22 protein-coding genes are annotated in these 23,380 nt (G+C 66.4%); 6 read left to right on the forward strand and 16 right to left on the reverse strand.

Features of this window, described 5'->3' with window-relative positions; all coding sequences use genetic code 11:
• Positions 1-2: 2 nt before the first annotated feature.
• From AC4PTB_RS08930 to recA, 4 genes are all read right to left on the reverse strand, one after another.
• Positions 3-797, reverse strand: a complete 795-nt coding sequence (locus AC4PTB_RS08930) for a class II glutamine amidotransferase (protein ID WP_492189644.1) — start codon at positions 795-797, stop codon at positions 3-5.
• Positions 798-885: 88 nt separating this feature from the next.
• Positions 886-1,176 carry a DUF1330 domain-containing protein gene (locus AC4PTB_RS08935; protein WP_074553354.1) on the reverse strand — a complete coding sequence of 97 codons (291 nt, stop codon included), beginning with the start codon at positions 1,174-1,176 and terminating at the stop codon, positions 886-888.
• Positions 1,176-3,830 (reverse strand): alanine--tRNA ligase, encoded by a 2,655-nt coding sequence (alaS, locus tag AC4PTB_RS08940; RefSeq protein ID WP_492189645.1) that lies wholly within the window; start codon positions 3,828-3,830, stop codon positions 1,176-1,178. The genes AC4PTB_RS08935 and alaS overlap by 1 nt, the downstream gene beginning before the upstream one ends.
• Positions 3,831-3,956: 126 nt before the next feature.
• On the reverse strand, positions 3,957-5,024 hold the full coding sequence (gene recA / locus AC4PTB_RS08945) for a recombinase RecA (RefSeq protein ID WP_492189646.1): 1,068 nt from the start codon (positions 5,022-5,024) through the stop codon (positions 3,957-3,959).
• Between the two features lie 236 nt (positions 5,025-5,260).
• Here recA and AC4PTB_RS08950 point away from each other — a divergent pair, with 236 nt between their 5' ends.
• A complete protein-coding gene (locus AC4PTB_RS08950; protein WP_492189647.1) occupies positions 5,261-5,854 on the forward strand; it encodes a hypothetical protein in 594 nt (197 codons plus the stop codon).
• A gap of 6 nt (positions 5,855-5,860) precedes the next feature.
• Here the strand turns inward: AC4PTB_RS08950 and AC4PTB_RS08955 are convergent, their stop codons facing one another.
• The 7 genes from AC4PTB_RS08955 to AC4PTB_RS08985 form a co-directional block, all read right to left on the reverse strand.
• Entirely contained in the window at positions 5,861-8,164 is a 2,304-nt protein-coding gene (locus tag AC4PTB_RS08955; RefSeq protein WP_492192613.1) for an ATP-binding response regulator, read from the reverse strand.
• Between the two features lie 134 nt (positions 8,165-8,298).
• Positions 8,299-9,468, reverse strand: a complete 1,170-nt coding sequence (locus AC4PTB_RS08960; RefSeq protein WP_492189648.1) for an RsmB/NOP family class I SAM-dependent RNA methyltransferase — start codon at positions 9,466-9,468, stop codon at positions 8,299-8,301.
• Between the two features lie 189 nt (positions 9,469-9,657).
• A complete protein-coding gene (locus tag AC4PTB_RS08965) occupies positions 9,658-11,313 on the reverse strand; it encodes a cation acetate symporter (RefSeq protein ID WP_492189649.1) in 1,656 nt (551 codons plus the stop codon).
• Between the two features lie 8 nt (positions 11,314-11,321).
• Positions 11,322-11,615, reverse strand: a complete 294-nt coding sequence (locus tag AC4PTB_RS08970) for a DUF485 domain-containing protein (RefSeq protein WP_492189650.1) — start codon at positions 11,613-11,615, stop codon at positions 11,322-11,324.
• A gap of 39 nt (positions 11,616-11,654) precedes the next feature.
• Positions 11,655-11,870, reverse strand: coding sequence for a hypothetical protein (locus AC4PTB_RS08975; RefSeq protein WP_492189651.1), 216 nt, complete (start codon positions 11,868-11,870; stop codon positions 11,655-11,657).
• A gap of 37 nt (positions 11,871-11,907) precedes the next feature.
• Positions 11,908-13,125: an N-acetylmuramoyl-L-alanine amidase gene (locus tag AC4PTB_RS08980; protein WP_492189652.1), complete on the reverse strand. Its 1,218-nt coding sequence runs from the start codon at positions 13,123-13,125 to the stop codon at positions 11,908-11,910.
• Between the two features lie 54 nt (positions 13,126-13,179).
• Positions 13,180-14,319, reverse strand: coding sequence for a pyridoxal phosphate-dependent aminotransferase (locus tag AC4PTB_RS08985; RefSeq protein WP_492189653.1), 1,140 nt, complete (start codon positions 14,317-14,319; stop codon positions 13,180-13,182).
• Between the two features lie 149 nt (positions 14,320-14,468).
• Between AC4PTB_RS08985 and AC4PTB_RS08990 the strand changes: the two genes are divergently transcribed.
• On the forward strand, positions 14,469-15,215 hold the full coding sequence (locus AC4PTB_RS08990; RefSeq protein ID WP_492189654.1) for a DsbA family protein: 747 nt from the start codon (positions 14,469-14,471) through the stop codon (positions 15,213-15,215).
• Between the two features lie 43 nt (positions 15,216-15,258).
• Here the strand turns inward: AC4PTB_RS08990 and AC4PTB_RS08995 are convergent, their stop codons facing one another.
• From AC4PTB_RS08995 to AC4PTB_RS09015, 5 genes are all read right to left on the reverse strand, one after another.
• The gene (locus AC4PTB_RS08995) at positions 15,259-16,362 is read right to left on the reverse strand and encodes a CaiB/BaiF CoA transferase family protein (protein ID WP_492189655.1); all 1,104 of its coding nucleotides are present in this window, start codon (positions 16,360-16,362) and stop codon (positions 15,259-15,261) included.
• 89 nt (positions 16,363-16,451) lie between these two features.
• Positions 16,452-16,706: a putative hemolysin gene (locus tag AC4PTB_RS09000; RefSeq protein WP_492189656.1), complete on the reverse strand. Its 255-nt coding sequence runs from the start codon at positions 16,704-16,706 to the stop codon at positions 16,452-16,454.
• 86 nt (positions 16,707-16,792) lie between these two features.
• Positions 16,793-18,610 carry an ABC-F family ATP-binding cassette domain-containing protein gene (locus AC4PTB_RS09005; RefSeq protein WP_492189657.1) on the reverse strand — a complete coding sequence of 606 codons (1,818 nt, stop codon included), beginning with the start codon at positions 18,608-18,610 and terminating at the stop codon, positions 16,793-16,795.
• Positions 18,611-18,665: 55 nt separating this feature from the next.
• Positions 18,666-19,424: a GNAT family N-acetyltransferase gene (locus AC4PTB_RS09010; protein ID WP_492189658.1), complete on the reverse strand. Its 759-nt coding sequence runs from the start codon at positions 19,422-19,424 to the stop codon at positions 18,666-18,668.
• 129 nt (positions 19,425-19,553) lie between these two features.
• The gene (locus tag AC4PTB_RS09015) at positions 19,554-19,991 is read right to left on the reverse strand and encodes an outer membrane protein assembly factor BamE (RefSeq protein ID WP_492189659.1); all 438 of its coding nucleotides are present in this window, start codon (positions 19,989-19,991) and stop codon (positions 19,554-19,556) included.
• A gap of 139 nt (positions 19,992-20,130) precedes the next feature.
• Between AC4PTB_RS09015 and AC4PTB_RS09020 the strand changes: the two genes are divergently transcribed.
• The 4 genes from AC4PTB_RS09020 (at position 20,131) to AC4PTB_RS09035 (ending at position 23,288) form a co-directional block, all read left to right on the forward strand.
• Entirely contained in the window at positions 20,131-20,697 is a 567-nt protein-coding gene (locus AC4PTB_RS09020; protein ID WP_492189660.1) for a YceD family protein, read from the forward strand.
• Between the two features lie 198 nt (positions 20,698-20,895).
• Positions 20,896-21,102 (forward strand): 50S ribosomal protein L32, encoded by a 207-nt coding sequence (gene rpmF / locus AC4PTB_RS09025; protein WP_023912988.1) that lies wholly within the window; start codon positions 20,896-20,898, stop codon positions 21,100-21,102.
• Positions 21,103-21,213: 111 nt separating this feature from the next.
• On the forward strand, positions 21,214-22,317 hold the full coding sequence (gene plsX, locus AC4PTB_RS09030) for a phosphate acyltransferase PlsX (protein WP_492189661.1): 1,104 nt from the start codon (positions 21,214-21,216) through the stop codon (positions 22,315-22,317).
• Entirely contained in the window at positions 22,314-23,288 is a 975-nt protein-coding gene (locus tag AC4PTB_RS09035; RefSeq protein ID WP_492189662.1) for a beta-ketoacyl-ACP synthase III, read from the forward strand. Before plsX ends, AC4PTB_RS09035 begins: the two co-directional genes overlap by 4 nt.
• The last annotated feature ends 92 nt before the right edge of the window (positions 23,289-23,380 follow it).

Raw genomic sequence — 23,380 nt, forward strand, 5'->3', positions numbered from 1 at the left:
GCCTAGGCGGCCACCGCCGGGCGTTGCGGAGCAAAGGGTTCGATCGTCAGCGACGCGCCTTCGAAGATGCAGAAAGAGCCGGGCGGCACCGGGGTCCAGTCGCCCTCGCCGTCTTCGAGCGGTTCGGAAACGACGGCCCGGCCCAGCCGGGTGTCGGACCAGCGGTGATAAAGCGTCGGCGCCAATTCATCCGACGCATAGCGCACCGCATAAAGCCGCTGGCCATCGGAAAAGGCCGCGGTCAGGCGCATGTGCGGCCCCTGCCCGCGCTCGCGCGAGAGCGATTCCAGCCGCGCCGTCGCGCGCTCCAAGGCGCCTTTCGGATCGTCGTCCAGCCCCTCGGAAAGCGCGAGCAGAAACAAGGCCTCGCTGTCGGTGGCGCCCTTGCGGTGGGGATAAAGGTGATCGGGGATCAGCATTTCGCCCGCGCGGCGAAAGGCGTTGTAGCCACCGATCTGGCCGTTGTGCATGAAGCTCCAGCGGCCGACGACGAAAGGATGGCAGTTGTTGCGCGAGGTGGCGGTGCCGGTCGAGGCCCGCACATGGGCCAGGAAGAGCGGCGATTTCACCTGTGCGGTCAAAGACTTGAGGTTCGGGTCCGACCAGGCCGGCATGACATCGCGGTAAAGCCCGGGCTCGGGGCGCTCGCCATACCAGGCGACACCGAAGCCGTCGGCATTGATCGCCGTGTGACATTGCGTGGCGCAATGGCTCTGGTGGATCAGCGAATGTCCCGGTTTCGAGACGATATCCTCAAGAAAGATCGGTTCCCCGACATAGGCTGCCCAACGGCACATTTTCCGGCCCCAAACAGGCGGTTGGCTCCGCCCCGGTTGGCGTTGACATGATGCTGTTACAGTAACGCAATCCGGGACGGGGCGAAAGTCAGGCGTTTTCCTCGACGATCACGAGATCGCGTTCCGAGGCGCCTTTGGCATGCGACAAAGCGGCCTGATAGGCCTCGGACTGGTAGCAGGCGACCGCGGCTTCAAGGCTGGGGAAGCGCGCCACCACATTGCGGGCGCGGTCGTTGCCTTCCAGCTGCACATAGCGGGTGGCGCGGGCGAGGAAGACCCCGCCATGCGCCGCAATCGCCGGGCCTGCGGCGGCGGCATATTTGCCGTAAGCCTCGGCGTCGAGCACCTTCACATGGGCAATCCAGAGCGCCGAGGGCATCAGAGCGCCTCCAGCATGGCTTTGACCGCGGCCACTGCGTCGTCGGCTTTCGCCGGATCGGCCCCGCCCGCCTGCGCCATGTCGGGGCGGCCACCACCGCCCTTGCCGCCCAAAGCCGCCGCGGCGACCTTGACGATCTCGACCGCGGAAACGGTGCCGGTCTTGTCCGCCGTCACCCCCGCCGCACAGGCCGCCTTGCCGCCGGTATCGGCCACAACCAGAACCGCGCCCGAGCCGACCTTGTCCTTCAGCCCATCGACCAGCGCCGGAAGATCCTTGCCGGACACCCCCGAAACCACCTGAGCAATGAAGCGCAAACCCTTGATGTCCAGAACTTCCGGACCACCGGCCGCGCCGCCGCCCATAGCGAGTTCGCGGCGCAGCTGCGCCACTTCATTCGCCAGCGCCTTGCGTTCCTCGGCCAGCGCCTTGACCCGGTCGGCCACTTCCGCGGGCGAGGTCTTCAGCAGCGCCGCCACATCCGAGAGCCGCGCGTTCTGCGCCTTCAGCCAATCGAGCGCCGCCTGACCGGTCAGCGCCTCGAAGCGCCGCACACCGGCCGAAGACGCGCTTTCGCCAAGCGCAACAAAGGCGCCGATGTCGCCGGTGCGTTTCACATGGGTGCCGCCGCAAAGTTCAAGGCTGTAGGTTCGCCCGTCATGCCCCTTGCCCGAGCCCAGAAGCTCGCCCATCGAGACGACGCGGACCTCATCGCCGTATTTCTCGCCGAACAGCGCCTGCGCCCCCAGCGCCCGGGCGTCGTCGGGCGTCATGATCCGGGTCTCGACCGGGGTGTTTTGCCGGATGAAGGCGTTCACCTCGGCCTCGACCGTCATCAGCTCCTCGGCCGTCATCGCCTTGCCGTGGCTGAAATCGAACCGCAGCCGATCCTCGGCATTGAGCGAGCCCTTTTGCGCAACGTGATCGCCAAGCGCGCGGCGCAGCGCCTCGTGCAGAAGGTGCGTCGCCGAGTGGTTCGCGCGGATCGCGGAACGCCGCGCGTGATCGACCTCCAGCTTCGCGGGCTGGCCCTTCGTCACCTTGCCCTCGGTGACCTCGCCGATATGGATGAAGACGCCCGCGACCTTTTTCGTGTCGGTGATGCGGATTTCGGCGCTGTCGGTGCGGATGATGCCGTGATCGCCGACCTGACCGCCGGATTCGGCATAGAACGGCGTCTGGTTGACGACGATCTGCACCGCGCCGGTGGCTTCGGTCACTTCCGCGCCGTCAATCACCAGCGCCTGGATCTGCCCCTCGGCGGATTCGGTGTCATAGCCGAGGAATTCGGTGACACCCGCGCGTTCGGCGATCTCGAACCAGACTTTCGCATCCTTGGCCTCGCCCGAGCCCGACCAGCTGGCGCGCGCCTTGGCCTTTTGCTCCTCCATCGCGGCATCAAAGCCCGCGGTATCGACGGTGCGACCCTTTTCACGCAAAGCGTCCTGCGTCAGATCGAGCGGGAAACCGTAGGTGTCGTAAAGCTTGAACGCGGCAGGGCCCGGCAGCTCCGCCCCTTCGGGCAGCGCGGCGAGTTCGTCATCGAGCAGCTTCAGGCCCCGTTCCAGCGTCACCTTGAACCGGGTTTCCTCGAGCTTCAGCGTCTCCTCGATCAGCGCCTGGGCGCGGACAAGCTCGGGGTATGCCGCCCCCATCTGCCGCACCAGCGCCGGCACCAGCTTGTGCATCACCGGGTCTTTCGCCCCCAGCATATGCGCATGCCGCGCGGCGCGACGCAGGATGCGGCGCAGCACATAGCCGCGGCCATCGTTGCTGGGCATCACCCCGTCGGCAATCAGGAAACTGGTCGAGCGCAGATGGTCGGCGATGACGCGGTGATGCACCTTGCCCGCCCCATCGGGATCAGCCGAGGTCGCATGGGCCGAAGCCTCGATCAGCGACCGCATCAGATCGGTGTCGTAGTTGTCGTGCTTGCCTTGCAGCAGCGCGCCGATCCGTTCCAGCCCCATGCCGGTGTCGATCGACTGCATCTCCAGCTCGACCATCGAGCCGTCCTCGAACTGCTCGTTCTGCATGAAGACGTTGTTCCAGATCTCGATGAACCGGTCGCCGTCCTCGTCTTTCGAGCCGGGCGGGCCGCCCCAGATATGGTCGCCGTGATCGAAGAAAATCTCGGTGCAGGGGCCGCAGGGACCGGTCGGCCCCATCTGCCAGAAATTGTCCTTGGTGGCGATGCGGATGATGCGGTCGTCGGTCAGGCCCGAGACCTTTTTCCAGATCGCCGCCGCCTCGTCATCGGTGTGATAGACGGTGACCAGAAGCTTCGACTTCGGAATGTCGAAATCCTTGGTCAGCAGCTCCCAGGCATAGGTGATCGCCTTTTCCTTGAAATAATCGCCAAAGGAAAAGTTGCCGAGCATTTCGAAGAAAGTGTGGTGACGCGCGGTATAGCCGACGTTGTCGAGGTCATTGTGCTTGCCGCCCGCGCGGACGCATTTCTGCGCCGTCGTCGCGCGGACATAGTCGCGCTTTTCCACCCCGGTGAAGCAGTTCTTGAACTGCACCATGCCCGAGTTGGTGAACATCAGCGTCGGGTCGTTGCGGGGAACCAGCGGAGAGCTTTCCACCACGCGGTGACCGTTCTTTTCGAAGAAGGCAAGGAAGGTGGACCGGATGTCGTTCAGACTGGGCATGGGCAAGCCTTTTTTGCGGATTTCCCCCCGTTTAGCGGCCCGGCCCGGCCCTGTCCAGAAAGCAAAACGGCCGGGGGAACCCCGACCGTCCGTTGCGCCGGTCCGGCGCGGCAGCCAGCTGCCGCCTCACTCCTCGGTCAGATCTTCCGCGGTCGGCTCGACACCGAATTCAAGCCCGTGGCTGGCGCGGATCTTGTCCTCGATCTCATAGGCGATATCGGGATTGTCGCGCAGGAATTGCTTGGCATTCTCGCGGCCCTGACCGATGCGTTCGTCGCCATAGGAATACCAGGCGCCCGATTTCGCCACCACACCCGCCTTGACGCCCAGATCGACCAGCTCGCCGACCTTGGAAATGCCCTCGCCGTAAAGGATGTCGAATTCGACCTCGCGGAAGGGCGGCGCCACCTTGTTCTTCACCACCTTGACCCGGGTCTGGTTGCCGATCACCTCGTCGCGGTCCTTGATCGCGCCGGTGCGGCGGATGTCAAGACGCACCGAGGCGTAGAATTTCAGCGCATTGCCGCCCGAGGTCGTCTCGGGCGAGCCGAACATCACGCCGATCTTCATCCGGATCTGGTTGATGAAGATCACCATGCAGTTCGAACGCCCGATCGAGGCGGTCAGTTTCCGCATCGCCTGGCTCATCAGCCGCGCCTGCGCGCCCACGGTCGCATCGCCCATGTCGCCCTCGATCTCGGCCTTCGGCGTCAGCGCCGCCACCGAGTCGACCACGACCAGGCTGACCGCGCCCGAGCGCACCAGCGTATCGACGATTTCCAGCGCCTGTTCCCCGGTGTCGGGCTGCGAGATCAGCAGATCTTCCAGGCTGACGCCCAGCTTCTTCGCATAATAGGGGTCCAGCGCATGTTCGGCGTCGACAAAGGCGCAGACGCCGCCCTTTTTCTGCTCTTCCGCAATGCAATGCAGCGTCAGCGTGGTCTTCCCCGAGCTTTCCGGCCCGTAGATCTCGATGATCCGGCCCTTCGGCAAACCGCCGATGCCAAGCGCGATGTCAAGGCCAAGCGAGCCGGTCGAGGTCGCCTCGATCTCCGGCGGCGGGTTGTCGCCGCCAAGCTTCATGATCGAGCCCTTGCCGAACTGCCGTTCGATCTGCGCAAGGGCCGATTCCAGCGCCTTTTGCTTGTCTGCCTTGCCTTTGTCATTCATCTCGAACAAGCCCGTCGTTGCCATCTGTCGTCCCCTTATCCCACAGGGCGTGCCGCGCGGCAATCGACCGAGCGCATCGCATCCGTTCCCGTCTTGTTCTCATCATATGAGTACAATTGCGGAACATTGCAATCAATTTTTCCACAATCCGCCCCGGCAATCGGCTCAGGTGCGCAAGACGCGGACAGGGTGCGGCCCGGCTTTACCGCACCGGGGTCTTTCAGTAAGCAGGGGCGGAACGTCTCGGGAGGCACCGGAACATGCTGATATTCTGGGAACAACGGCTGGTCTTCCTGGCCACGCCCAAGGCGGGCTCGACCGCGGTCGAAGTGGCGCTCGAATCACTCGCCAGCGTCTCGATGCAGCGTCCCGCCCCGATGAAGCACATGAGCGCCAGCGACTATCATCAGGTGCTCGCCCCCTGGCTGGCCGCCCGGGCGGGGGCGCCCTTCACCACCGTCGCGCTGATGCGCGAGCCGATCGGCTGGCTGCGCTCCTGGTATCGGTTCCGCACCCGCGACGACATGGAAGACCCCGATCACCCGATGGCAGGCAAAAGCTTCGATGCTTTCGCGCAGGATTACATGGCGCCGAAGCCCTCGCCGCAGGCCGATATCGGCTCGCAATCGGCGCATCTGTGTAGCCCGGAAGGCAAACCGCTGGTTGATCGCATCTTCCGCTACGAGGAGATCGACGCGTTCATGGATTTCCTCGAAGACCGGCTCGATTGCGCCATCACCCTTGCGCGGGTGAACGTGCCGCCCGCGGCGGATGTGGCGTTGCAGCCGCAGACCGAGGCGGCGCTGAAACAGGCGATGGCCGCCGATTTCCGGCTTTACGACAGCCTCGCCTGACCGCCCTCAGCCCCGCGCCCGCCGGGCGATCTGGTTCTGCACCGTCGCCGTCAGCTCGCTCAGCGAGAAGGGCTTGGGCAGGAACACCGAATTCGGGGTCGGCGGGCGGCCTTCGCGGAACACGTCCTCGGCATAGCCGGAGACGAAGACGACGGCGGTGCCCGGCCGGGTCTTCAGCGCCTCGGCAACCCAGGTCGGACCATCCAGGCCGGGCATGATCACATCGGTGACGAACACGTCGAACTGCAGCTGATCATCTTCCAGAATCCGCAGCGCCTCTTCGGCATTCTCGGCCTCGAAGACGGTGTAGCCGCGCAGTTTCAGCGCCCGCGAGGCAAAGGCCCGCACCGGCGCCTCATCCTCGACCAGAAGCACCATCGCGGCGGAATTCTCCTCGATGCTTGGCAGCTCCATCGTCGGTTGCGCCGGTTCCTGCTCGATCTCCGAGGGCCGGTCATGCGCCGGCAGGAAGAGCGTGAAACAGGTGCCCGAACCGAGCACGGAATCGCAGAAGATATAGCCGCCGGTCTGCTTGACGATCCCGTAGGCGGTCGAAAGCCCCAGCCCCGTCCCCTCGCCCGGTTTCTTCGTCGTGTAGAAGGGTTCAAAGATCTTGCCCAGCTTGTCGGCCGGGATCCCCACCCCCTCGTCGGTCACTTTCACGACGACATAATTGCCCTTTGGCACCGCGGCGCGATCGCGTTTGAGATCCTCGATCAGATGCAGGTTCTCGGTCTCGATCCGGATCTCGCCCCCGCCCGGCATCGCGTCGCGGGCGTTCACCACCAGATTCATGATCACCTGTTCCAGCTGGCGCTTGTCGGCCCGGATCGGCGCCAGATTGGGGTCATGCGTCAGCGTCAGCACGACCTTTTCGCCAGTCAGCCGGTTCAGCAGATGCGTCAGATCCGACAGCGTGTCGCGCAGGTCGATGATCCGCGGCTTCAGCGTCTGCTTGCGCGAAAACGCCAGAAGCTGACCGACCAGCGAGGCCGCCCGATTGGCGTTCTGGCTGATCTGGTCCAGATCGGTGTAATCGGGGTCGCCCTTGTCGTGGCGCAGCATCAAGAGATCGCAATGCCCCGAAATCGCCGTAAGCAAGTTGTTGAAATCATGCGCAACGCCGCCCGCAAGCTGACCGATCGCCTGCATCTTCTGGCTTTGCACGAACTGGCCTTCCAGCGTCTTCAGCTGCGTCGCATCCGAGAGCACCGCAATCAGCCCCGGCCGCCCCTCCTCGATCACCCGCGCCAGCGTCACCTGCAAGAACACCTCGCGGTCGCCGCGCCGCGCCCGCAGCACCTCGGGGCGGCGTTCCGTCCGCCCGGCCACCGCATCGACCACCCAGTCATCGACCGGACGCCCCAGCCCCTCGAACAGCTCCGACAGCTTCGTCGAGGCCGGGATCTGCCCCAGAAGCCCGCGCGCGGCCCGGTTCACCTCGATCACCCGGCCATCCACCGTCAGCCGCATCAGCGCCACCGGCAGGGCCTCGAACGAAACCGGATCGGTCGAGGGCGCCCGGCCCGGCGCGACGGGCATCAGATAAATCTCGTCACGCCCGCTCGCCCCCTCGATCTGCGCCACCATGCAGCGCAACGGCCCTTCGATCGTGGTGATCTCCTGTTCCTCGCCAGACCGGATCGGCATTTCGGTAAAAATGCGATCCAGCGTGCGGACGCGCTCGCCCACCAGCCGCCGCAGGGCTTCGTTCATGAACAGGATCGTGCCCGATTTCGAGGCCGTCAGCATCGGCAGCGAGATGCTCTCCGCGCCGCGCCCGCCCACCGGCCGCTCGGCCATGTCTTCAAGCCGCCACAGGAAACCGCCGCCCTCGATCTGATGCACCGAAAGCCGCACATGGCCGCGCCGCGTCACCATATCCTCGCGCGCCGCGCCAAGCGCCGCCGCCTTCGACTGCAGCCGCGTCAGCATCGCCCCGGGATTGGCAAAGATCTCGCCCAAAGCCCGGGTCAGCGTCTGCCCCTCGCGCGTGCCGAACCGCTCGACCGCGGCGCGGTTCTGATAGCCGATCTCGCCCTCGGCATCGGTGGTGAAAGAGGGCGAGGCATCATGCATGATGAAGGCGGAAATCGCCCCCGCAACCTGCAGACGCCGCCGCGCCAGATACCGCTGCGCCAGCTTCGCCACGACAGCCAGCAGCAGGAAACTGCCCGACATCGAGAGCAGAAGCGTCGTCAGCACCCGATCTTGCACGAAATACCCCGCCGTCCCGGCCAGAAGGCCAAGCACAAGCAGCACCAAAGCCCCGGGCGCAATCAGGGCCGCGGACCGGCCAAGGGCCTGCATGGGCTGATCGGGATGTACCACTGGCGTCTTCCTGCGCAGAATCGTTTCCTCGCATTGCGGGTCATTTCGGTTAAAGCCTGATTAACAAAAACAGCGCTCAACCTAAAGATGTATCACGAAAGTTCTCGTTACGTTCACAACCGACACAGACGCGCCGCGAAGAACCCGTCCCCCCCGTCGCGCGGGGAATAGCGGCGGCACTCCGCAAGCGCGAATCCGCCGCGCTGCACAAAGACCGCGATCCGCGCGTCATTCTCGGCGGAAAGCAGCGAACAGGTCATGTAAAGAAGCTGCCCGCCCGGCGCAACATGGCCCGCGGCCCGCGCGAGGATCTGATCTTGCAGCGCCGTCAGCTCGGCCAGCCGCGCCGGGGTCAGGCGCCATTTCGCCTCGGGCGTCCGCCGCCAGGTCCCCGAGCCCGAACAGGGTGCATCGACCAGCACCAGATCGAAGACGCCCGAGACCTTGCCCGGCGCGGCCAGCGCGATCCGCGCCCCGGCCCGCGTGGCGCGCGGGGGAATGTCCTTCATCCGGCCCGGGTCAATGTCATGCGCGGTGATCCGCGCCCCGGGATGCGCCGCCGCCAGCGCCAGCGCCTTGCCGCCCCCGCCCGCGCAATAATCCAGCACCCGCGCCGCCTCGGGCAGCAAAAGCCCGCCCAGAACCGCCTGCGAGGCGACATCCTGCAACTCGACCAGCCCCTGCAGATAGGCCTGTGACGCGGCAATCCTGCGCGCCCCTGACAGAACCCGCAGCGCCGTGGCCGCCAGCGGATGCGGTTCGGTGCCGATCCCCTCCTGCGCCAGCGCCTGCGCCGCCCCGGCCACGCTGGCCCTGGCCAGATTGACCCGCAAAAAGACCGGCGCCCGCGCCCGCATCGCTTCGGAAACGGCGTCGAAATCGGCCCCCAGATCAGCGCGCAGCTGCCCCAAAAGCCAGTCCGGCCAATCGCTTGCAGCCAGATCCGCCGCTGCGGGCACAGGCCTTGCAAGCGCTGCCGCCTCCGCCCCGGTCAAAGCCGCCGGGGCATGGCCCGCCCCGGTGAAGACAGTGGCCGGATCGAACCCCGCCGCCCGGCACATCCCCAGCATCAGCCCGCGCCCGTCCGCCGCCCCGCCAAGCGCGGCAAAACTGCCCCGGCAGCGCAGCGCGTCATAGACATGATCGCGCAGCGCCGCCCGATCCCCCGATCCGGCAAAGCGATGCGCCCGCCCCCAGTTCGTCAGCGCCCGCTCCGCCGGCTCGCCCGCCGCGATGGCGTCAAGCAGCGTGATGGCAGCGGCAATACGGGCAGCGGGGGTCATGGGCACTCCTTTGCTTCACACCTAACCGCCTTGGAGCAAAACGAAAAGACCCCGCCGCAGCGGAGCCTTTCGAAACGGTGAAGTCGCACCGCGTCTGTGCTTTTCCTTGGCAAAATACGCCCTTTTCCTGGGGGGTGCGGGGGGCGAAGCCCCCCGCGGGTCGCCTCGGGCAAGGCCCGAGGCGAAAGCTCAATGCGCCACCGCCCCTGCCGCGCCAAGCCCGGTTTCCGAGCGCACGAATTGCGCATCATAGCCCGCCTTGTCCCGCGCCGCCCGGGCCGATGTGTCGGTGACCGAAAAGACCCAGATCGCGATGAAGGTCGTCGCCATCGAGAACAGCGCATATTGCGACCAGGGGAAGATCGCCGTCTCGAACTTGAACACATCGACCCAGACCGCCGGACCCAGCACCACCAGCAGGATCGAAGTGACCAGCCCGATCAGCCCGCCGATGAAGGCACCGCGCGTCGTCATGCCCTTCCAGAAGATCGACAGGAACAGCACCGGGAAGTTCACCGAAGCCGCCAGACCGAAGGCCAGACCCACCATGAAGGCGATGTTCTGGTTCTCGAACATCAGCCCCAGCACAATCGCCAGCACGCCCAGCACCAGCGTCGCAATGCGCGAGACCCGCATCTCCGCCTTGTCGGCCGCAGCCCCCTTTTTCACCACATTGGCGTAAAGATCATGCGCAACCGCCGAGGCCCCCGACAGCGCCAGCCCCGAGACCACCGCCAGAATCGTCGCGAAAGCCACCGCCGAGATGAAGCCAAGGAAGATGTTCCCGCCCACCGCCTGCGCCAGGTGAATGGCCGCCATGTTGCCACCGCCGATGATGCCCTTGGCATCGAGGAACTCGGGGTTCTTGCCGACAAGGGTGATGGCAAGGAAGCCGATCGCCGTCGTCAGGACGAAGAAATAAGCAACGAATCCCGTGGCATAGAAGACGGATTTGCGCGCCTCTTTGGCGTCGGGCACGGTGAAGAAGCGCATCAGGATATGCGGCAGACCGGCCGGGCCGAACATCAGCGCCAGCGCCAGCGACACGCCCGAAACCCAATCCGTCACCAAGGGCGTCGGCTGCAGGATCTCGGCGCCCTTGGCATGATTGGCCAGCGCCTCGGCCATCAGCCGCTCGGGCGAGAAACCGAATTGCGCAAGGCCAAGGACCACCAGCAGCGTCGCCCCCGAGAGCAGCATCACCGCCTTGACGATCTGCACCCAGGTCGTGGCCAGCATGCCGCCGAAGGTGACGTAAAGCACCATCAGCACCCCCACGAGGATCACCGCGTAACTATAGGGAAGACCGAACAAAAGCTGGATCAGCTTGCCCGCCCCGACCATCTGCGCGATCAGGTAGAAGACCACGACCGTCAGCGCGCCAAGCGCCGAAAGCGTGCGGATGCGCGTCTGCTCCAGCCGGAACGAGGTGATGTCGGCAAAGGTGAACTTGCCCAGATTGCGCAGCCGCTCGGCGATCAGGAACAGAATGAAGGGCCAGCCGACGGTGAAGCCGACCGTATAGATGGCGCCATCGACACCCTTGGCGAAGACCATGCCGGAAATGCCCAGAAACGCCGCCGCCGACATGTAATCGCCCGCGATGGCCAGACCGTTCTGAAAGCCGGTGATGCCACCGCCCGCGGTGTAGAAATCGGCGGTGGATTTGGTGCGTTTCGCCGCCCAGCCGGTCAGGATCAGCGTGGCCACGACAAAGAACAGGAACATCGCGATCGCGGTCCAGTTCGTCGGCGCCTGCTGCACCGCGCCCTGGATCGCCTCGCCCGCCGCAAGGGCCGGACCGGCAAAGGCGGTCAGCGCCGCCGCAAGAATATAACGGGTCATCATCGGCCTCAGTTGCGCAGAACGGATTTCAGCATCCGGTCGAACTCGCCATTGGCGCGGTGCGAATAGAGGCCGGTCAAAAGGAAGGACAGCGCCAGCACGCCGAAACCGGCGATCAGCCCGGTGCTCCACGACCCCAGAAGCGGCGCCGCAAAAGCCGCGGGCAGCAGGATCGCAAAGCCGATGTAAGCCGCATAAACGGTGCAGATCAGCGCCGTCAGGGTCAGCGAAAACCGGTTCCGCCGGGCCACGAGCGCTTTGAACTCGGGCTTGGCGAGGATCTTCTCATGCATGGGTGTCATCCCGTCCTCCTCATTTTGACGGGTCTCGGTATCGTCGCCTTACCGATCCGCAAAGCCTCGCGGCAGCGCAGCGAAAGATTCTTGCGCGCGCCCGTCGATGCCCGCGACGAAACCTGTCAAAAATGTTGCAAAACCTTGCGAAATGTTAATGCCGATTTGCACAGCCGCAAAGTTGCTGCCCAAAAAATGAGCGATTCCAACGCCATGGCCGCGAAAAACCGCCACCCATTCGCTGGGCGCGATTCGGCCATGCATTCAGCGCATTGCAAAAAGGGGCAGACGCGGCGCCGGATTACTGCCGCAACAGCCGCGCCTCGGCGGCATCGGCCTTGGCCCAGCGTTGCACCCCCGCGGTGATCGCCGCCACCATCTGCGTCCGCCAGGCCGCATCATGCAGCCGCGCCCGGTCGATATCCGAGGACATGAAGCCAAGCTCCAGCAGCGCCGAGGGAATGTCGGGCGAGCGCAGCACGGCGAAATCCGCCCCCTGCACCGGATGGCGATGCATGCGCAGCCCCTCGCTCTTGATCGCGCCCGAGAGCACCTGCCCGAAGCGCACCGCGCGGGGCTGCGTCTCGGTCCGGGCCAGATCCATCAGCACCCCCGCCACCGCATCGTCATGGCCCGCCAGATCGACGCCGGCCAAGAGATCGGCGCGGTCATGCCGCTCGGCCAGTTTCTGTGCCGCGCTGTCCGAGGCAGTCTCGTCAAACAGATAGACCGTCGCCCCCATCGCCTCGCCCTCGGGCAGGGCATCGGCATGCAGCGACAGGAACAGATCGGCTTCGAACTCATGCGCCAGCGTCAGCCGAGTATCGAGCGGCACGAAGATGTTTTCCTCGCGCGTCATCTTCACCTCGATGCCTGCCCGGGTCAGCGCCTCTTTCAGCTCGCGCGCGAAGGTCAGCACCAGCACGGCTTCGGAATAGCCATCCGCCTCGGCGCCGGGGTCAAGCCCGCCGTGCCCCGGGTCCAGCACCACCCGCAGCGGCGCCGATCCGTCCTGCCGCCGATGCGGCGTGGCGGTCGGCACCGGCTGCGGCAGATCCCATAGCGCCGATTGCGCGGCACCGTCGCGGGCGGCGAACTCGGTCGCCTCGACCCGTTCGAGCACCAGATGCAGGTTCGGCGCCGCGCCCGTGCGCTCCTCGGCCGAGACCAGCCGCACCGGCCCGGTCAGCTCGGCCACAAAGCGCGACCAGCCAGGCCGAAACGCCCCCCAGCGGATTTCGCCCAAAAGCCCCTTTTGCGCGTAATCCTTTGGATTGGCGGCGGAAAAATCCACCTCGCGGAAATCAACGACCAGCCGCGGCGGATTATCGAGCAAAAAGGCGCGGAACGGCACCGGCTGGCTCAGGCCCAGCGTCACCTCGGTCACGAAGGCCGAGGGCTGCGCGACAGAGGTGCGCGCAGGCTCAAGCCGGGCCAAAGCCGAAAGCTGCGGCTCCCGCGCCGATGCGGGGACCGCGAGCGCCAAAAGCGCCGCGAGAACGAGGAAGATCCGTGCCATGCCTGCTCCGTTTTTCGCCATTATAGCGCAAGCGCCCCGGCACGGGAATCCCGCTCAGCGGTTCGCCATGAAACGGGCGAGCCGGTCGAGGCCCTCCTCGATATCCGCCGTCGCCCGGGCATAGGAAAAGCGCAAAGTGGTGGCGCCGCGCACCGGGTCGAAATCAAGCCCGGGCGTGACGGCAACGCCTGCCTTTTCAAGCACTTCCGCCGCGAAGGCGCGGCTGTCGGTGGTCAGGTCGGAGACATCGGCATAGATATAGAAGGCACCATCGGGCGGCGCGATCTTGGTGAAGCCCGCCTTCGGCAGACGGTCCAGCATCAAGGCCCGGTTCGCCGCATAGACGGCCCGGTTCGCCTCCAGCTCCTCGGTCGCGTCGAGCGCGGCAAGGGCCGCGATTTGCGACGCGTGGGGCGGGCAGATGAACAGGTTCTGCGCCAGCCGCTCGACGGTGCGGATATGGGTTTCGGGCACCACCATCCAGCCCAGCCGCCAGCCGGTCATGGAGAAATATTTCGAGAAAGAGTTGATCACAAAGGCCGCGTCGCCGATTTCCAGCGCCGAGACGGCGCGGTTTTCATAATGCAGCCCGTGGTAGATCTCGTCCGAAACGAAGGCCAGATCGCGCTCGGCCGCCGCCGTCATCAGCGCGGCAAGCTCGGCCCGGCCCAGCATCGTGCCGGACGGATTGCCCGGCGAGGCGACGATCAGCCCCTGCACCCCCTCGGGGATCTCGGACGGCACGGGCTGGAAGCGGTTCTCGGCCCGGGTCAGGATATCGACCGGCGTCACCGACATCGCGCGCAGGATCTGCCGATAGCTCGGATAGCCGGGCGCCCCCAAAGCCACCCGGTCGCCCGCATCGAAGAGCGCCGAAAAGGCGAGGATGAAGGCCCCCGAAGAGCCCGGCGTGACGACAACCCGGTCGGGGTTCAGATCGACGCCATACCAGCGTTTGTACAGATCGGCGATGCCGCGGCGCAGCTCGGGCAGGCCAAGCGCCACCGTATAGCCGAGGCTCTCCCGCTCCAGCGCCGCCGCCATGGCCTGCCGCGCAAGCCGCGGCGCAGGCGTCGAGGGCTGCCCCACCTCCATATGGATGATGTGCCGACCGGCCGCCTCGGCCGCGCGGGCGGCTTCCATCACATCCATCACGATGAAGGGATCGACCTGTCCCCGGTTCGAAAAACGCATCGCTTCCTCCGTGGTTTCGCGGCGGCCATAGGCCCGCGCGCGTCCCGGGTCAATGGCGAAACCGGCAAGGCCGGTCTGCTTTTCCCTTGCGCAGGCGGCGGGCTTTGGCCACTCTCGCGCCGATCTGATACGGCCCCGAAAGGACCACGATGAAACACCTCTCCCTTGCCGCCCTGACGATGGCCGCCGTTCTTGGCACGCCTGCCGCCGCGCTGGACCTTTCGGCGATGAGTGCCGCGGACAAGGCCGCCTTCGGCGAGGCGGTGAAAACCTATCTGATGGAAAACCCCGAGGTTCTGGTCGAGGCGATCAACAAGCTCGAGGAACGCCAGCAGGCGGCGCAGGCCGACAATGACAAGGTTCTGGTGCAGTCGAATGCCGAGGACCTGTTTCATTTCGCGGGCGACTGGGTTGGCGGCAACCCGGAGGGCGACGTGACGATGGTCGAATTCATTGATTACAAATGCACCTATTGCAAGAAGGCCTATGAGGTCGTCGAAGAGGTGTTGAAAAAGGACGACAAGATCCGGTTCGTGGTCAAGGAATTCCCGATCCTGTCGGAGCAATCGGTGCTGGCGGCGCGGTTCGCGGTGGCGACGCGGCAGGTGGCGGGCGACGCGGCCTATGAAAAGGTGCATGACGCGCTGATGGCGGTGCGCGGCGACATCACGCTCGACAGTCTGCAGCGGCTGGCCGAGGCGCAGAAGATCGACGCCAAGGCAGTGCTGGCGCGGATGAACACCGAGGAGGTGACGGCGGTGCTGCGGACGAATGCGCAGCTGGCCGAGCGGATGGCGATTGCGGGCACGCCCGCCTTTGTCGTCGGCGGGCAGCTCCTGCGCGGCTATGCCCCTGCCGAGGTGATGGCGCAAATCATCGCCGACGAACGCGGCTGATCGCGTCAGCTTGCGTTTCCAAAGGGGGCTGCGGCCCCCTTTTTCAGGTCTGCCCCCAGCGCGCCAGCGCCGTTTCCGCCGAGATCCGGGTTTGCGCCGACCCGGCCCCGATCGCGCCGGGCGTGCGCGAAAGCTTCGGCGCCGGGGCGGGCTGCATCAGCCCCTCATGCGCCAGATAGGCGCCGCGGTCGCGGTTGTGCGGATGCGCCGCCGCTTCGCTCAGGCTCAGCACCGGCGTCGCGCAGGCATCCGAGCCGTCAAAGATCGCCTCCCACTCCGCCCGGCTGCGCTCGGCAAACCGCGCCTGCAGCGCCGCGCGCAGAGCGGGCCAGTTGCCGGGGTCATCCCGGTCGGGCAGCTCGCCCGGGGCAAAGCCCGCAAGGCGCTGGAATTCCGCCCAGAATTTATCTTCCAGCGGGCCGATGGCGAAATGCCCGCCACAGCCGCAGCGATAGGTGGTGTAATAGGGCACGCCGCCATCGAGCAGATTGCCACCGCGCGGCGCCGCCCAGAGCCCCTGCCCCGCCAGCCCCGAGATCATCCCCATCAGATGCGCCACCCCGTCGGTGATCGCCGCATCGACCACCTGCCCCTGCCCAGTGGCGCGGGCATGAAGAATCGCCGCCAGCATCCCGAAGGCCAGGTAAAGCCCGCCGCCGCCGAAATCACCGACAAGGTTCAGCGGCAGCACCGGCGTTTCGGCGGTGCCGATGCAGCCAAGTGCCCCCGAAAGCGCGATGTAATTGATGTCATGCCCCGCGGTCTGCGCCAGCGGCCCGCTTTGGCCCCAGCCGGTCATCCGGCCGTAAACCAGCCGCGGGTTTTCGGGAAAGGCATCCGGGCCAAGACCCAGCCGCTCCATCGCGCCGGGCCGCATCCCCTCGATCAGCGCATCGGCGCGGGTGATCAGCTGGCGCGCGACCGACCGGCCCTCGGGGGATTTCAGATCCAGCTCCAGCACGTCGCGGCCCCGGTCGAGCGGATCGACCGCCATCCCCAGCACATGCGCCGCAGCCCCCCGGGCGCCGGGGCGGGCGATGCGGATCACCTCGGCCCCCATGTCGGCCATCAGCTGCGCGGTGAAGGGCGTCGGACCAAGGCCCGAGATTTCGACGATGCGCAGTCCGGTGAGTGGGCCCGTGGTCATGCAATCCCCCGCGAAAAGGCCGGGGGCTTTGCGCCCCCGGACCCCCGCAGCGTATTTCCACCAGGAAAAATCGAAAGCCGGTTTGAACGTTACGCTGCGTCAGCGGGCACGGCGGACCCGGGGCGGTGGTGTTCGTTGTAATATTCCCATTCGCCGACCTTGCGCCCGTCGGGCAGCTTGCAGATGGCATCGCCCCCCGGGGTCAGGTCGTTGAGCAGCACCTCGCCGCCCTGATCGACGCAGAAGACAGAGGCCGGATTGGCCATGCCCACAGCTTTGCCAGCGGGCGGGGCGGCCTCGGTGCAGGCTGCCAGCGCCAGCAGCAGCAACGGAAGATATTTCATCGCGACCTCATGTGACAGCGGACGACTGCGGAGAGCATCCCACAGAGGAGCGGCCGGAGCCAGCGCGGATTGCGCCCCGGGCCAGGTCACGACGCCGCCTTTTCCTCCAGAGCCAGCCATTCTTCCTCGGCCGCGGCCAGCGCCGCCTCGCGTTCGACCAGCATCTGCGAGGCCTTGGCGAATTTCACCGGCTCGCGGGTGAACAGATCGGGGTCCGAAAGCAGCTCGTGCAGCTTGCCGATCTCGCGTTCGAGCTTTTCCATGATCCCGGGCAGCGCCTCGAGCCGGTGCTTTTCGGTGAAGGTCAGGCCGGTTTTCTTCGGCGCGTCCCTCGGCGCCTCGGCCGGTTTTTTCGGTGCGGTCTTTTCGGGCGCGGCGGCAGCGGCGGGGGCGGTCAGCGCCTTTTGCGTCTGATAATCGCTCCAGCCGCCAGCATAGACGGTGGCGCGGCCGTCCCCCTCCATCGCGATCGTCGTGCTGGCGACACGGTCGATGAAATCGCGGTCGTGGCTGACCAGAAGCACGGTGCCGTCATAGTCGCCCAGAATATCCTGCAGCAGATCAAGGGTTTCGACATCCAGATCGTTCGTCGGCTCGTCGAGCACCAGAAGATTCGACGGCTTTGCCATGATCCGCGCCAGCAAAAGCCGCGCCCTCTCGCCCCCCGAAAGCGAGCCGATCGGCGCCCGGGCCTGTTGCTCATCGAACAGGAAATCCTTGAGATAGGCCACGACATGTTTGGGCTGGCCGCGCACCATCACCTGATCGGACCGGCCCGAGACCCGCATCTCGGGATCGTTCACCAGCCCGTCCCAGAGCGTCATCGAGAAATCCAGCGTCGAGCGGGTCTGATCGAAGACCGCCATCTCGAGGTTGGTGCCATGGGCGACCGTCCCCGCATCGGGGGCCAGCTCGCCGGTCAGCATTTTCAGAAGCGTGGTCTTGCCCACGCCGTTCGGGCCAACGAAAGCCACCCGGTCGCCGCGCAGCACGCGCAGATCGAAGCCCTTGACGATCGCCTTGTCGCCGAAGCGTTTCTCCAGCCCCTTCGCCTCGATCACCCGCTTGCCCGAGGCTGGACCGCTTTCCAGCTCCATCAAGGCGGTGCCCTGTCGGCGGATCTGCCCGGCGCGTTCGGCCCGCAGCGCCTGCAACGCGCGGACCCGGCCCATGTTGCGTTTGCGGCGGGCCGAAATCCCCTCGACCGCCCATTTCGCCTCGGCCTTGATCTTGCGGTCCAGCTTGTGGCGGGCCTCGTCCTCCTCGGCCCAAAGCGTCTCGCGCCAGTCCTCGAAATGCTCGAAGCCCTTCTCGAGCCGCCGCACCTGGCCGCGGTCGATCCACAGCACCGCCTGCGTCAGATGGCGCAAAAAGGCGCGGTCGTGGGAGATCAGCACATAGGCCGTGCGGGTGTCGCGCAGATAGTCTTCCAGCCAGCCGATCGCCTGAACATCCAGATGGTTCGTCGGCTCGTCGAGCAGCATCAGCTCGGGCGCCTCGGCCAGAAGCTTCGCCAGCGCGGCGCGGCGCCGTTCCCCGCCCGAGGCGGTGGCAACCGGCGCATCGGGACGGAATTTCAGCCCCTCGGCCACCATCTCGATACGGTAGCGCTCGGCCTCGGAGAGCCCCGAGGCGGCATAATCGCCCAGCGTCGCAAAGGCCGAAAGATCCGGCTCCTGCTCCATATAGCCGACGCGGGTGCCGGTGGGCACGGTGCGGGCGCCCTGATCGGGTTCGACCAGCCCCGCCATCACCTTCATCAGCGTCGATTTGCCCGAGCCGTTGCGGCCGACAAGCGCAACCCGGTCGCCCTCCTGCACGGTCAGGTCAAGCCCGTCGTAAAGGGGAGTACCGCCGAAGGTCAGCGAGATCGAGGAGAGCTGAAGAAGAGGTGCGCGTGCCATGTCCTTCCGCTAGCCGGGCGGCGCGAAAAGGTCAACGGGGAGGGGGCGCTGCCCCCTACCCGGCCACCAGCCGCAGCGCGCGGGCGCGCTCGGGCGGGATCGCGCCGATTTCAAGTCCGGTAAAGACATGCAGCGTGCCCAGATCCTCATCGACCACCGCATGATCGGAAACCCAGCCGCCCATGCCCAGATAGGACCGCAACAGCGGCGGCATCTTCAGCATCGCCTGTTTCGGATCGCCCTTGCGCCCCAGAAGCTGGCGCGCATAGCGGATCACCTTCGGCGCTTTCACCCGCACCCGCCAGCGCTTCGGCGCCAGATGGCGTTCGGCCAGAACCGCGAAAGCATCGGCGCAGCTGTCAAAATCGGTGGTCAGGAAAGACGAGCAGCCAAACAGCATCCCGATTCCCTCGGCATCGACCAGCCGCGTCACCGCCCCCCAGGCGAGGCGCAGGATATCGGGATCGCGGCAGTCGGGATCGACGCAGAACCGCCCCATCTCCAGCATCCGCCCGGCATAGGCCGAAAGCGGCGTCAGGTCATAGAATTGCGCCGAATAGCTGCGGTGCAGCTCGCGCCCGCTTTCCAGCGGCAGCAGGCGGAAGCAGCACACCAGCCGGCCGCTGCCCACCTCCTCGACCAGCACATGGCGGCAGGCCGCGTCGAAAGCATCGGCATCGAGCGCCTCGGCGGCGGCCAGCCCCCGCCCGCGGGCCGAGACGAAAGCCCGCCAGCGCAGCGCCTGCGCCGCCTGCACATCCGCCTGCGATTGCGCGAGTCGGGCCGCGTAACGGCCCCTCGAAAGCGAAAACATCGGCTCCCCCGGATCAGTCGCACCGATCCTACGGCAAAGACCTGACAGCGAAAAGACATTCGGCTGCGACCGAAGCGCCCCTTGCGGCCGGGTCCGCGGGACGGGACCCGGTGCGGGGTCCCGGCCCGGTCATTCCTTGAGCAGCTTGCCCGCCGACACCCGCCCGAACGAGCCCATCAGCTCGCGGATCAGGCCCAGCCCCTTGATATTGCTCTTCGTCACCCGACGCGACAGCACCACGACCTCGCCCCGCTCCATCCCGAAGCGCTCGACATTCTCGACCATGCCCTTGTCGTCGAAGCTGATCGCCACCACCTGCCGGTCGATTTCCTGCGGCGCGCGCGCGCCGTAATGCTTCCAGCGCGAGCCGACATAGAACCAGCCCGAGCCCTGCAGAACCCCCATCGAGGAGGGACGGCCGATCACCGCCGAGACCTCCTCGCGCGAGCTTTTGCCGACTTCGATCTTCGCCAGGTCGGTTTCGGTCGGCACATAGCCGTGGTTCTGATAGATCGGGGTGCAGCCCGCCGCGACCAGCACCGCCGCAACGATGACATGACGCGCCATGCGGCGAATTCCGAACCTGCTGCTCAAGCCTACCCCCTCTTGCCTCGTGACCTCGGGCCTTCTATCCCGATTACAACAGGATGCCGCCGCCCTCAAGCGCCTCGACCATCCTGACCCGCCTGCGATCCCGGAGACCGTGATGACCGACACCGATGCCCTGCCCTTCAGCCATGCGCTGCGCCCCGCCGAGCTGGCCGCGCGCAAGCCCACCCGCTTCGACATCGCCCCCGACGCCGCCACCTGCGCCGCCATCGCCGCCTGGGCGGGGATCGAGGCGCTGGAAAGCCTGCGGCTCAAGGGCACGCTGACGCCCACCGGCCGCTCCGACTGGGCGCTGGACGCCGAATTCACCGCCCGCGCCGTGCAGGCCTGCGTGGTGACGCTGGCGCCCGTCACCACCGATCTGCGCGAAACCGTCGCCCGGCGCTATCTGGCGCAGATGGAGATGCCCACCGGCGACGAGATCGAGATCCCCGAGGATACCGATGCCGAACCGCTGCCCGACCGCATCGATCTGGGCGCGGTCGCGCTTGAGGTGCTGGAACTGGCGCTGCCGCTTTATCCGCATGCGCCCGATGCCGCACCGGTCGCGGCCCAGGCCGCCCCGCCCGGGGCCGCGCCGATCCGCGACGAGGACACCCGTCCCTTCGCCAATCTGAAAAGCCTTCTGGGCGGCAAGGCCGGGGGGGAAGACGACAAGTCCTGAGCGCGGCATTCCGGCCCGATTGCGACGCGGTTGTGACGGTGCCGAAAAAAGCTGCAAAAAGGGCTTGCAACGGGGCGGAACTCCAGTATGTTCCCGGCCTCATTCGAACGCAGGGTTCGCCCCCGGTCCGCCTCTGGCTGCCGTGACGAAACCCCAGGCAAAACAGGGCCTTGCGCCCCCAGAACCGAGGTTAGACACATGGCCGTCCCGCAGAACCGAGTCACGCGCTCCCGTCGTAACATGCGCCGCGCGCATGACGCCCTTGTGGCCGCCAACCCGGCTTCGTGCCCGAACTGTGGCGAGCTGAAGCGCCCGCACCACGTTTGCGGCGCCTGCGGCCACTACGACGACCGCGAAGTGGTTGCGCAAGCGACCGAAGTCGATCTGGACGACGACGCGGCGTAAGCCCGTCCCTCCGCCATGGTCAAACTGTTCAAACAGGAGACGACCGCGGTGGGAGCAGAAGCTGACGTTACGTCAAGTTGCGGCTGTCCTGCAGCCGCTCAAGCGCCGGACATGTCCGGCGCTTTGATTTCCGGCGTCCCGGTTTCCGCCCCGCTCGTGCTGTCGATCGATGCAATGGGGGGGGACCGGGGCCCCGCCGCCGTCCTTGACGGGATTGCGCTGGCGCGCCGGACCTATCCCGATCTGCACTTTCTGGTGCACGGCCCCGAAGCCGAGCTGGCGCCGCTGGTGGCGGCGCGCAAGCTGTCGTCCTGCGTGACGATCCGCCACGCCACCGGCGTGGTGACGATGCATGACAAGCCCTCGGCGGTGATGCGCGGCGGCAAGGACACCTCGATGTGGTCGACGATCGATGCGGTGCGCGACGGCGCGGCGCAGGTCGCGGTGTCTTGCGGCAATACCGGCGCGCTGATGGCGGTGTCGATGCTGCGGCTGCGCAAGGTCAAAGGCGTGAACCGGCCTGCCATCGCCGCCTTCTGGCCGAGCAAGAACCCCTCGGGTTTCAATATCATGCTGGACATGGGCGCGGATGTGAAAGCCGAGGCCCGGGATCTGCTGACCTATGCGCTGATGGGCTCTTCCTATGCCCGCAACGCGCTTGGCCTTGAACGGCCGCGGGTCGGGCTGCTCAATGTCGGCACCGAGGAACACAAGGGCCATGCCGAGCTGAAGACCGCCGCCGAGATGATCGGCGCGATGCAGGAGCCCGGCGGCTATGAATTCGTCGGCTTCGTCGAGGGCACCGACCTGCCCGGATCGCGCGTCGATGTGATCGTCACCGATGGTTTCACCGGCAATGTGGCGCTGAAGACCGGCGAGGGCACGGCGAAATTCGCGGGCGAGCTGATGCGCGAGGCTTTCACCTCGAGCTGGCTGGCGAAGATCGGGGCGTTGCTGGCCGTGGGGGCACTGAAGCGGCTGAAGGCGAAGATCGACCCGCGCCGGGTCAATGGCGGGGTGTTCCTTGGCCTGAACGGCACCGTGATCAAGTCGCATGGCAGCGCCGATGCGACCGGGGTAGCGGCGGCGATCGACCTTGCGGCGCGGCTCGCCGGTCTGGGCTTTGCCGAACGTCTTGCGGCCCGGGTTGCCCTTGCGTCAGCAAACGGTCAGGATGCAGCCTCGGCGGAGGCAGGAATCGAGAACGCAAAATGACGATCAGAGCGGTGGTCCGTGGCGTGGGGCATTATCTGCCCGCGCGCGTGGTGGAGAATGCCGAGTTCGAGGGCAAGCTCGACACGACGGATGAATGGATCAGGTCCCGGACCGGGATCGAGCGGCGCCATTTCGCCGCCGAGGGGGAGACCACCTCGCAGCTGGCGATCAGGGCGGCCGAGGCGGCGCTGGCCGATGCGGGCCTGAGCGCGGGCGATATCGACGCGATCGTGGTGGCCACCTCGACGCCGGATTTCACCTTCCCCTCGGTCGCGACGATGGTGCAGGCGGGCTTGGGCAATACCAACGCCTTTGCCTATGACGTGCAGGCGGTCTGCGCCGGCTTCGTCTTCGCGCTGGCGAATGCGAACGGGCTGATCCTCTCGGGTCAGGCCAGGCGCGTGCTGGTGATCGGCGCCGAGACCTTTTCGCGGATCATGGACTGGGCCGATCGCGGCACCTGCGTTCTGTTTGGCGACGGCGCCGGGGCGCTGATCGTCGAGGCGGCCGAGGGCACGGGCACCGCTGCCGACCGCGGCATCCTGTCGAGCGATCTGCATTCGGACGGCCGCTACCGGGAATTGCTTTACGTCGATGGCGGGGTGTCGACCAACGGCCGCTCCGGCCATCTGCGCATGCAGGGCAATGCGGTGTTCAAGCATGCGGTGCAAAAACTGGCCGAGACCGCGCATACGGCGCTTGATAAGGCCGGTCTGACCCCCGACGACGTGAGCTGGATCGTGCCGCATCAGGCGAACCTGCGCATCATCACCGCCACGGCGGAACGGATGGGGGTGCCGATGGAGCGGGTGGTGGTGACGGTGGCCGATCACGGCAACACCTCTGCCGCATCGATTCCCCTGGCGCTTTCGACGGGACGGGCGCGCGGGCAGATCAAGGCGGGCGATCTGATCGTGACCGAGGCGATTGGCGGCGGTCTGGCCTGGGGATCGGTGGTCCTGCGCTGGTAAAGACGCGATTGCGGCGGAAAAAGCTGTCTCAACCTTGCCGCGCAAGCCATTGATATTGACTCGGGAAATACTTGCCCCCATCGTGAGCCATA

This window comes from Rhodobacter sp. 4.3.4, from assembly GCF_058724655.1.

Excerpts from the sequence above, each read along its gene's own strand:
- AC4PTB_RS08995 (WP_492189655.1), bottom strand. The coding sequence starts at position 16,362 with ATGACCACGGGCCCACTCACCGGACTGCGCATCGTCGAAATCTCGGGC.
- alaS (WP_492189645.1), bottom strand. The coding sequence starts at position 3,830 with ATGCCCAGTCTGAACGACATCCGGTCCACCTTCCTTGCCTTCTTCGAA.
- recA (WP_492189646.1), bottom strand. The coding sequence starts at position 5,024 with ATGGCAACGACGGGCTTGTTCGAGATGAATGACAAAGGCAAGGCAGAC.
- plsX (WP_492189661.1), top strand. The coding sequence starts at position 21,214 with ATGTCCGGCGCTTTGATTTCCGGCGTCCCGGTTTCCGCCCCGCTCGTG.
- AC4PTB_RS09020 (WP_492189660.1), top strand. The coding sequence starts at position 20,131 with ATGACCGACACCGATGCCCTGCCCTTCAGCCATGCGCTGCGCCCCGCC.
- AC4PTB_RS08970 (WP_492189650.1), bottom strand. The coding sequence starts at position 11,615 with ATGACACCCATGCATGAGAAGATCCTCGCCAAGCCCGAGTTCAAAGCG.
- AC4PTB_RS08950 (WP_492189647.1), top strand. The coding sequence starts at position 5,261 with ATGCTGATATTCTGGGAACAACGGCTGGTCTTCCTGGCCACGCCCAAG.
- AC4PTB_RS08985 (WP_492189653.1), bottom strand. The coding sequence starts at position 14,319 with ATGCGTTTTTCGAACCGGGGACAGGTCGATCCCTTCATCGTGATGGAT.
- AC4PTB_RS08930 (WP_492189644.1), bottom strand. The coding sequence starts at position 797 with ATGTGCCGTTGGGCAGCCTATGTCGGGGAACCGATCTTTCTTGAGGAT.
- AC4PTB_RS09000 (WP_492189656.1), bottom strand. The coding sequence starts at position 16,706 with ATGAAATATCTTCCGTTGCTGCTGCTGGCGCTGGCAGCCTGCACCGAG.
- AC4PTB_RS09010 (WP_492189658.1), bottom strand. The coding sequence starts at position 19,424 with ATGTTTTCGCTTTCGAGGGGCCGTTACGCGGCCCGACTCGCGCAATCG.
- AC4PTB_RS08935 (WP_074553354.1), bottom strand. The coding sequence starts at position 1,176 with ATGCCCTCGGCGCTCTGGATTGCCCATGTGAAGGTGCTCGACGCCGAG.
- AC4PTB_RS09015 (WP_492189659.1), bottom strand. The coding sequence starts at position 19,991 with ATGGCGCGTCATGTCATCGTTGCGGCGGTGCTGGTCGCGGCGGGCTGC.
- AC4PTB_RS08980 (WP_492189652.1), bottom strand. The coding sequence starts at position 13,125 with ATGGCACGGATCTTCCTCGTTCTCGCGGCGCTTTTGGCGCTCGCGGTC.
- AC4PTB_RS08990 (WP_492189654.1), top strand. The coding sequence starts at position 14,469 with ATGAAACACCTCTCCCTTGCCGCCCTGACGATGGCCGCCGTTCTTGGC.
- AC4PTB_RS09005 (WP_492189657.1), bottom strand. The coding sequence starts at position 18,610 with ATGGCACGCGCACCTCTTCTTCAGCTCTCCTCGATCTCGCTGACCTTC.
- AC4PTB_RS08975 (WP_492189651.1), bottom strand. The coding sequence starts at position 11,870 with ATGCATGGCCGAATCGCGCCCAGCGAATGGGTGGCGGTTTTTCGCGGC.
- AC4PTB_RS08965 (WP_492189649.1), bottom strand. The coding sequence starts at position 11,313 with ATGACCCGTTATATTCTTGCGGCGGCGCTGACCGCCTTTGCCGGTCCG.
- AC4PTB_RS08955 (WP_492192613.1), bottom strand. The coding sequence starts at position 8,164 with ATGCAGGCCCTTGGCCGGTCCGCGGCCCTGATTGCGCCCGGGGCTTTG.
- AC4PTB_RS09035 (WP_492189662.1), top strand. The coding sequence starts at position 22,314 with ATGACGATCAGAGCGGTGGTCCGTGGCGTGGGGCATTATCTGCCCGCG.
- rpmF (WP_023912988.1), top strand. The coding sequence starts at position 20,896 with ATGGCCGTCCCGCAGAACCGAGTCACGCGCTCCCGTCGTAACATGCGC.
- AC4PTB_RS08960 (WP_492189648.1), bottom strand. The coding sequence starts at position 9,468 with ATGACCCCCGCTGCCCGTATTGCCGCTGCCATCACGCTGCTTGACGCC.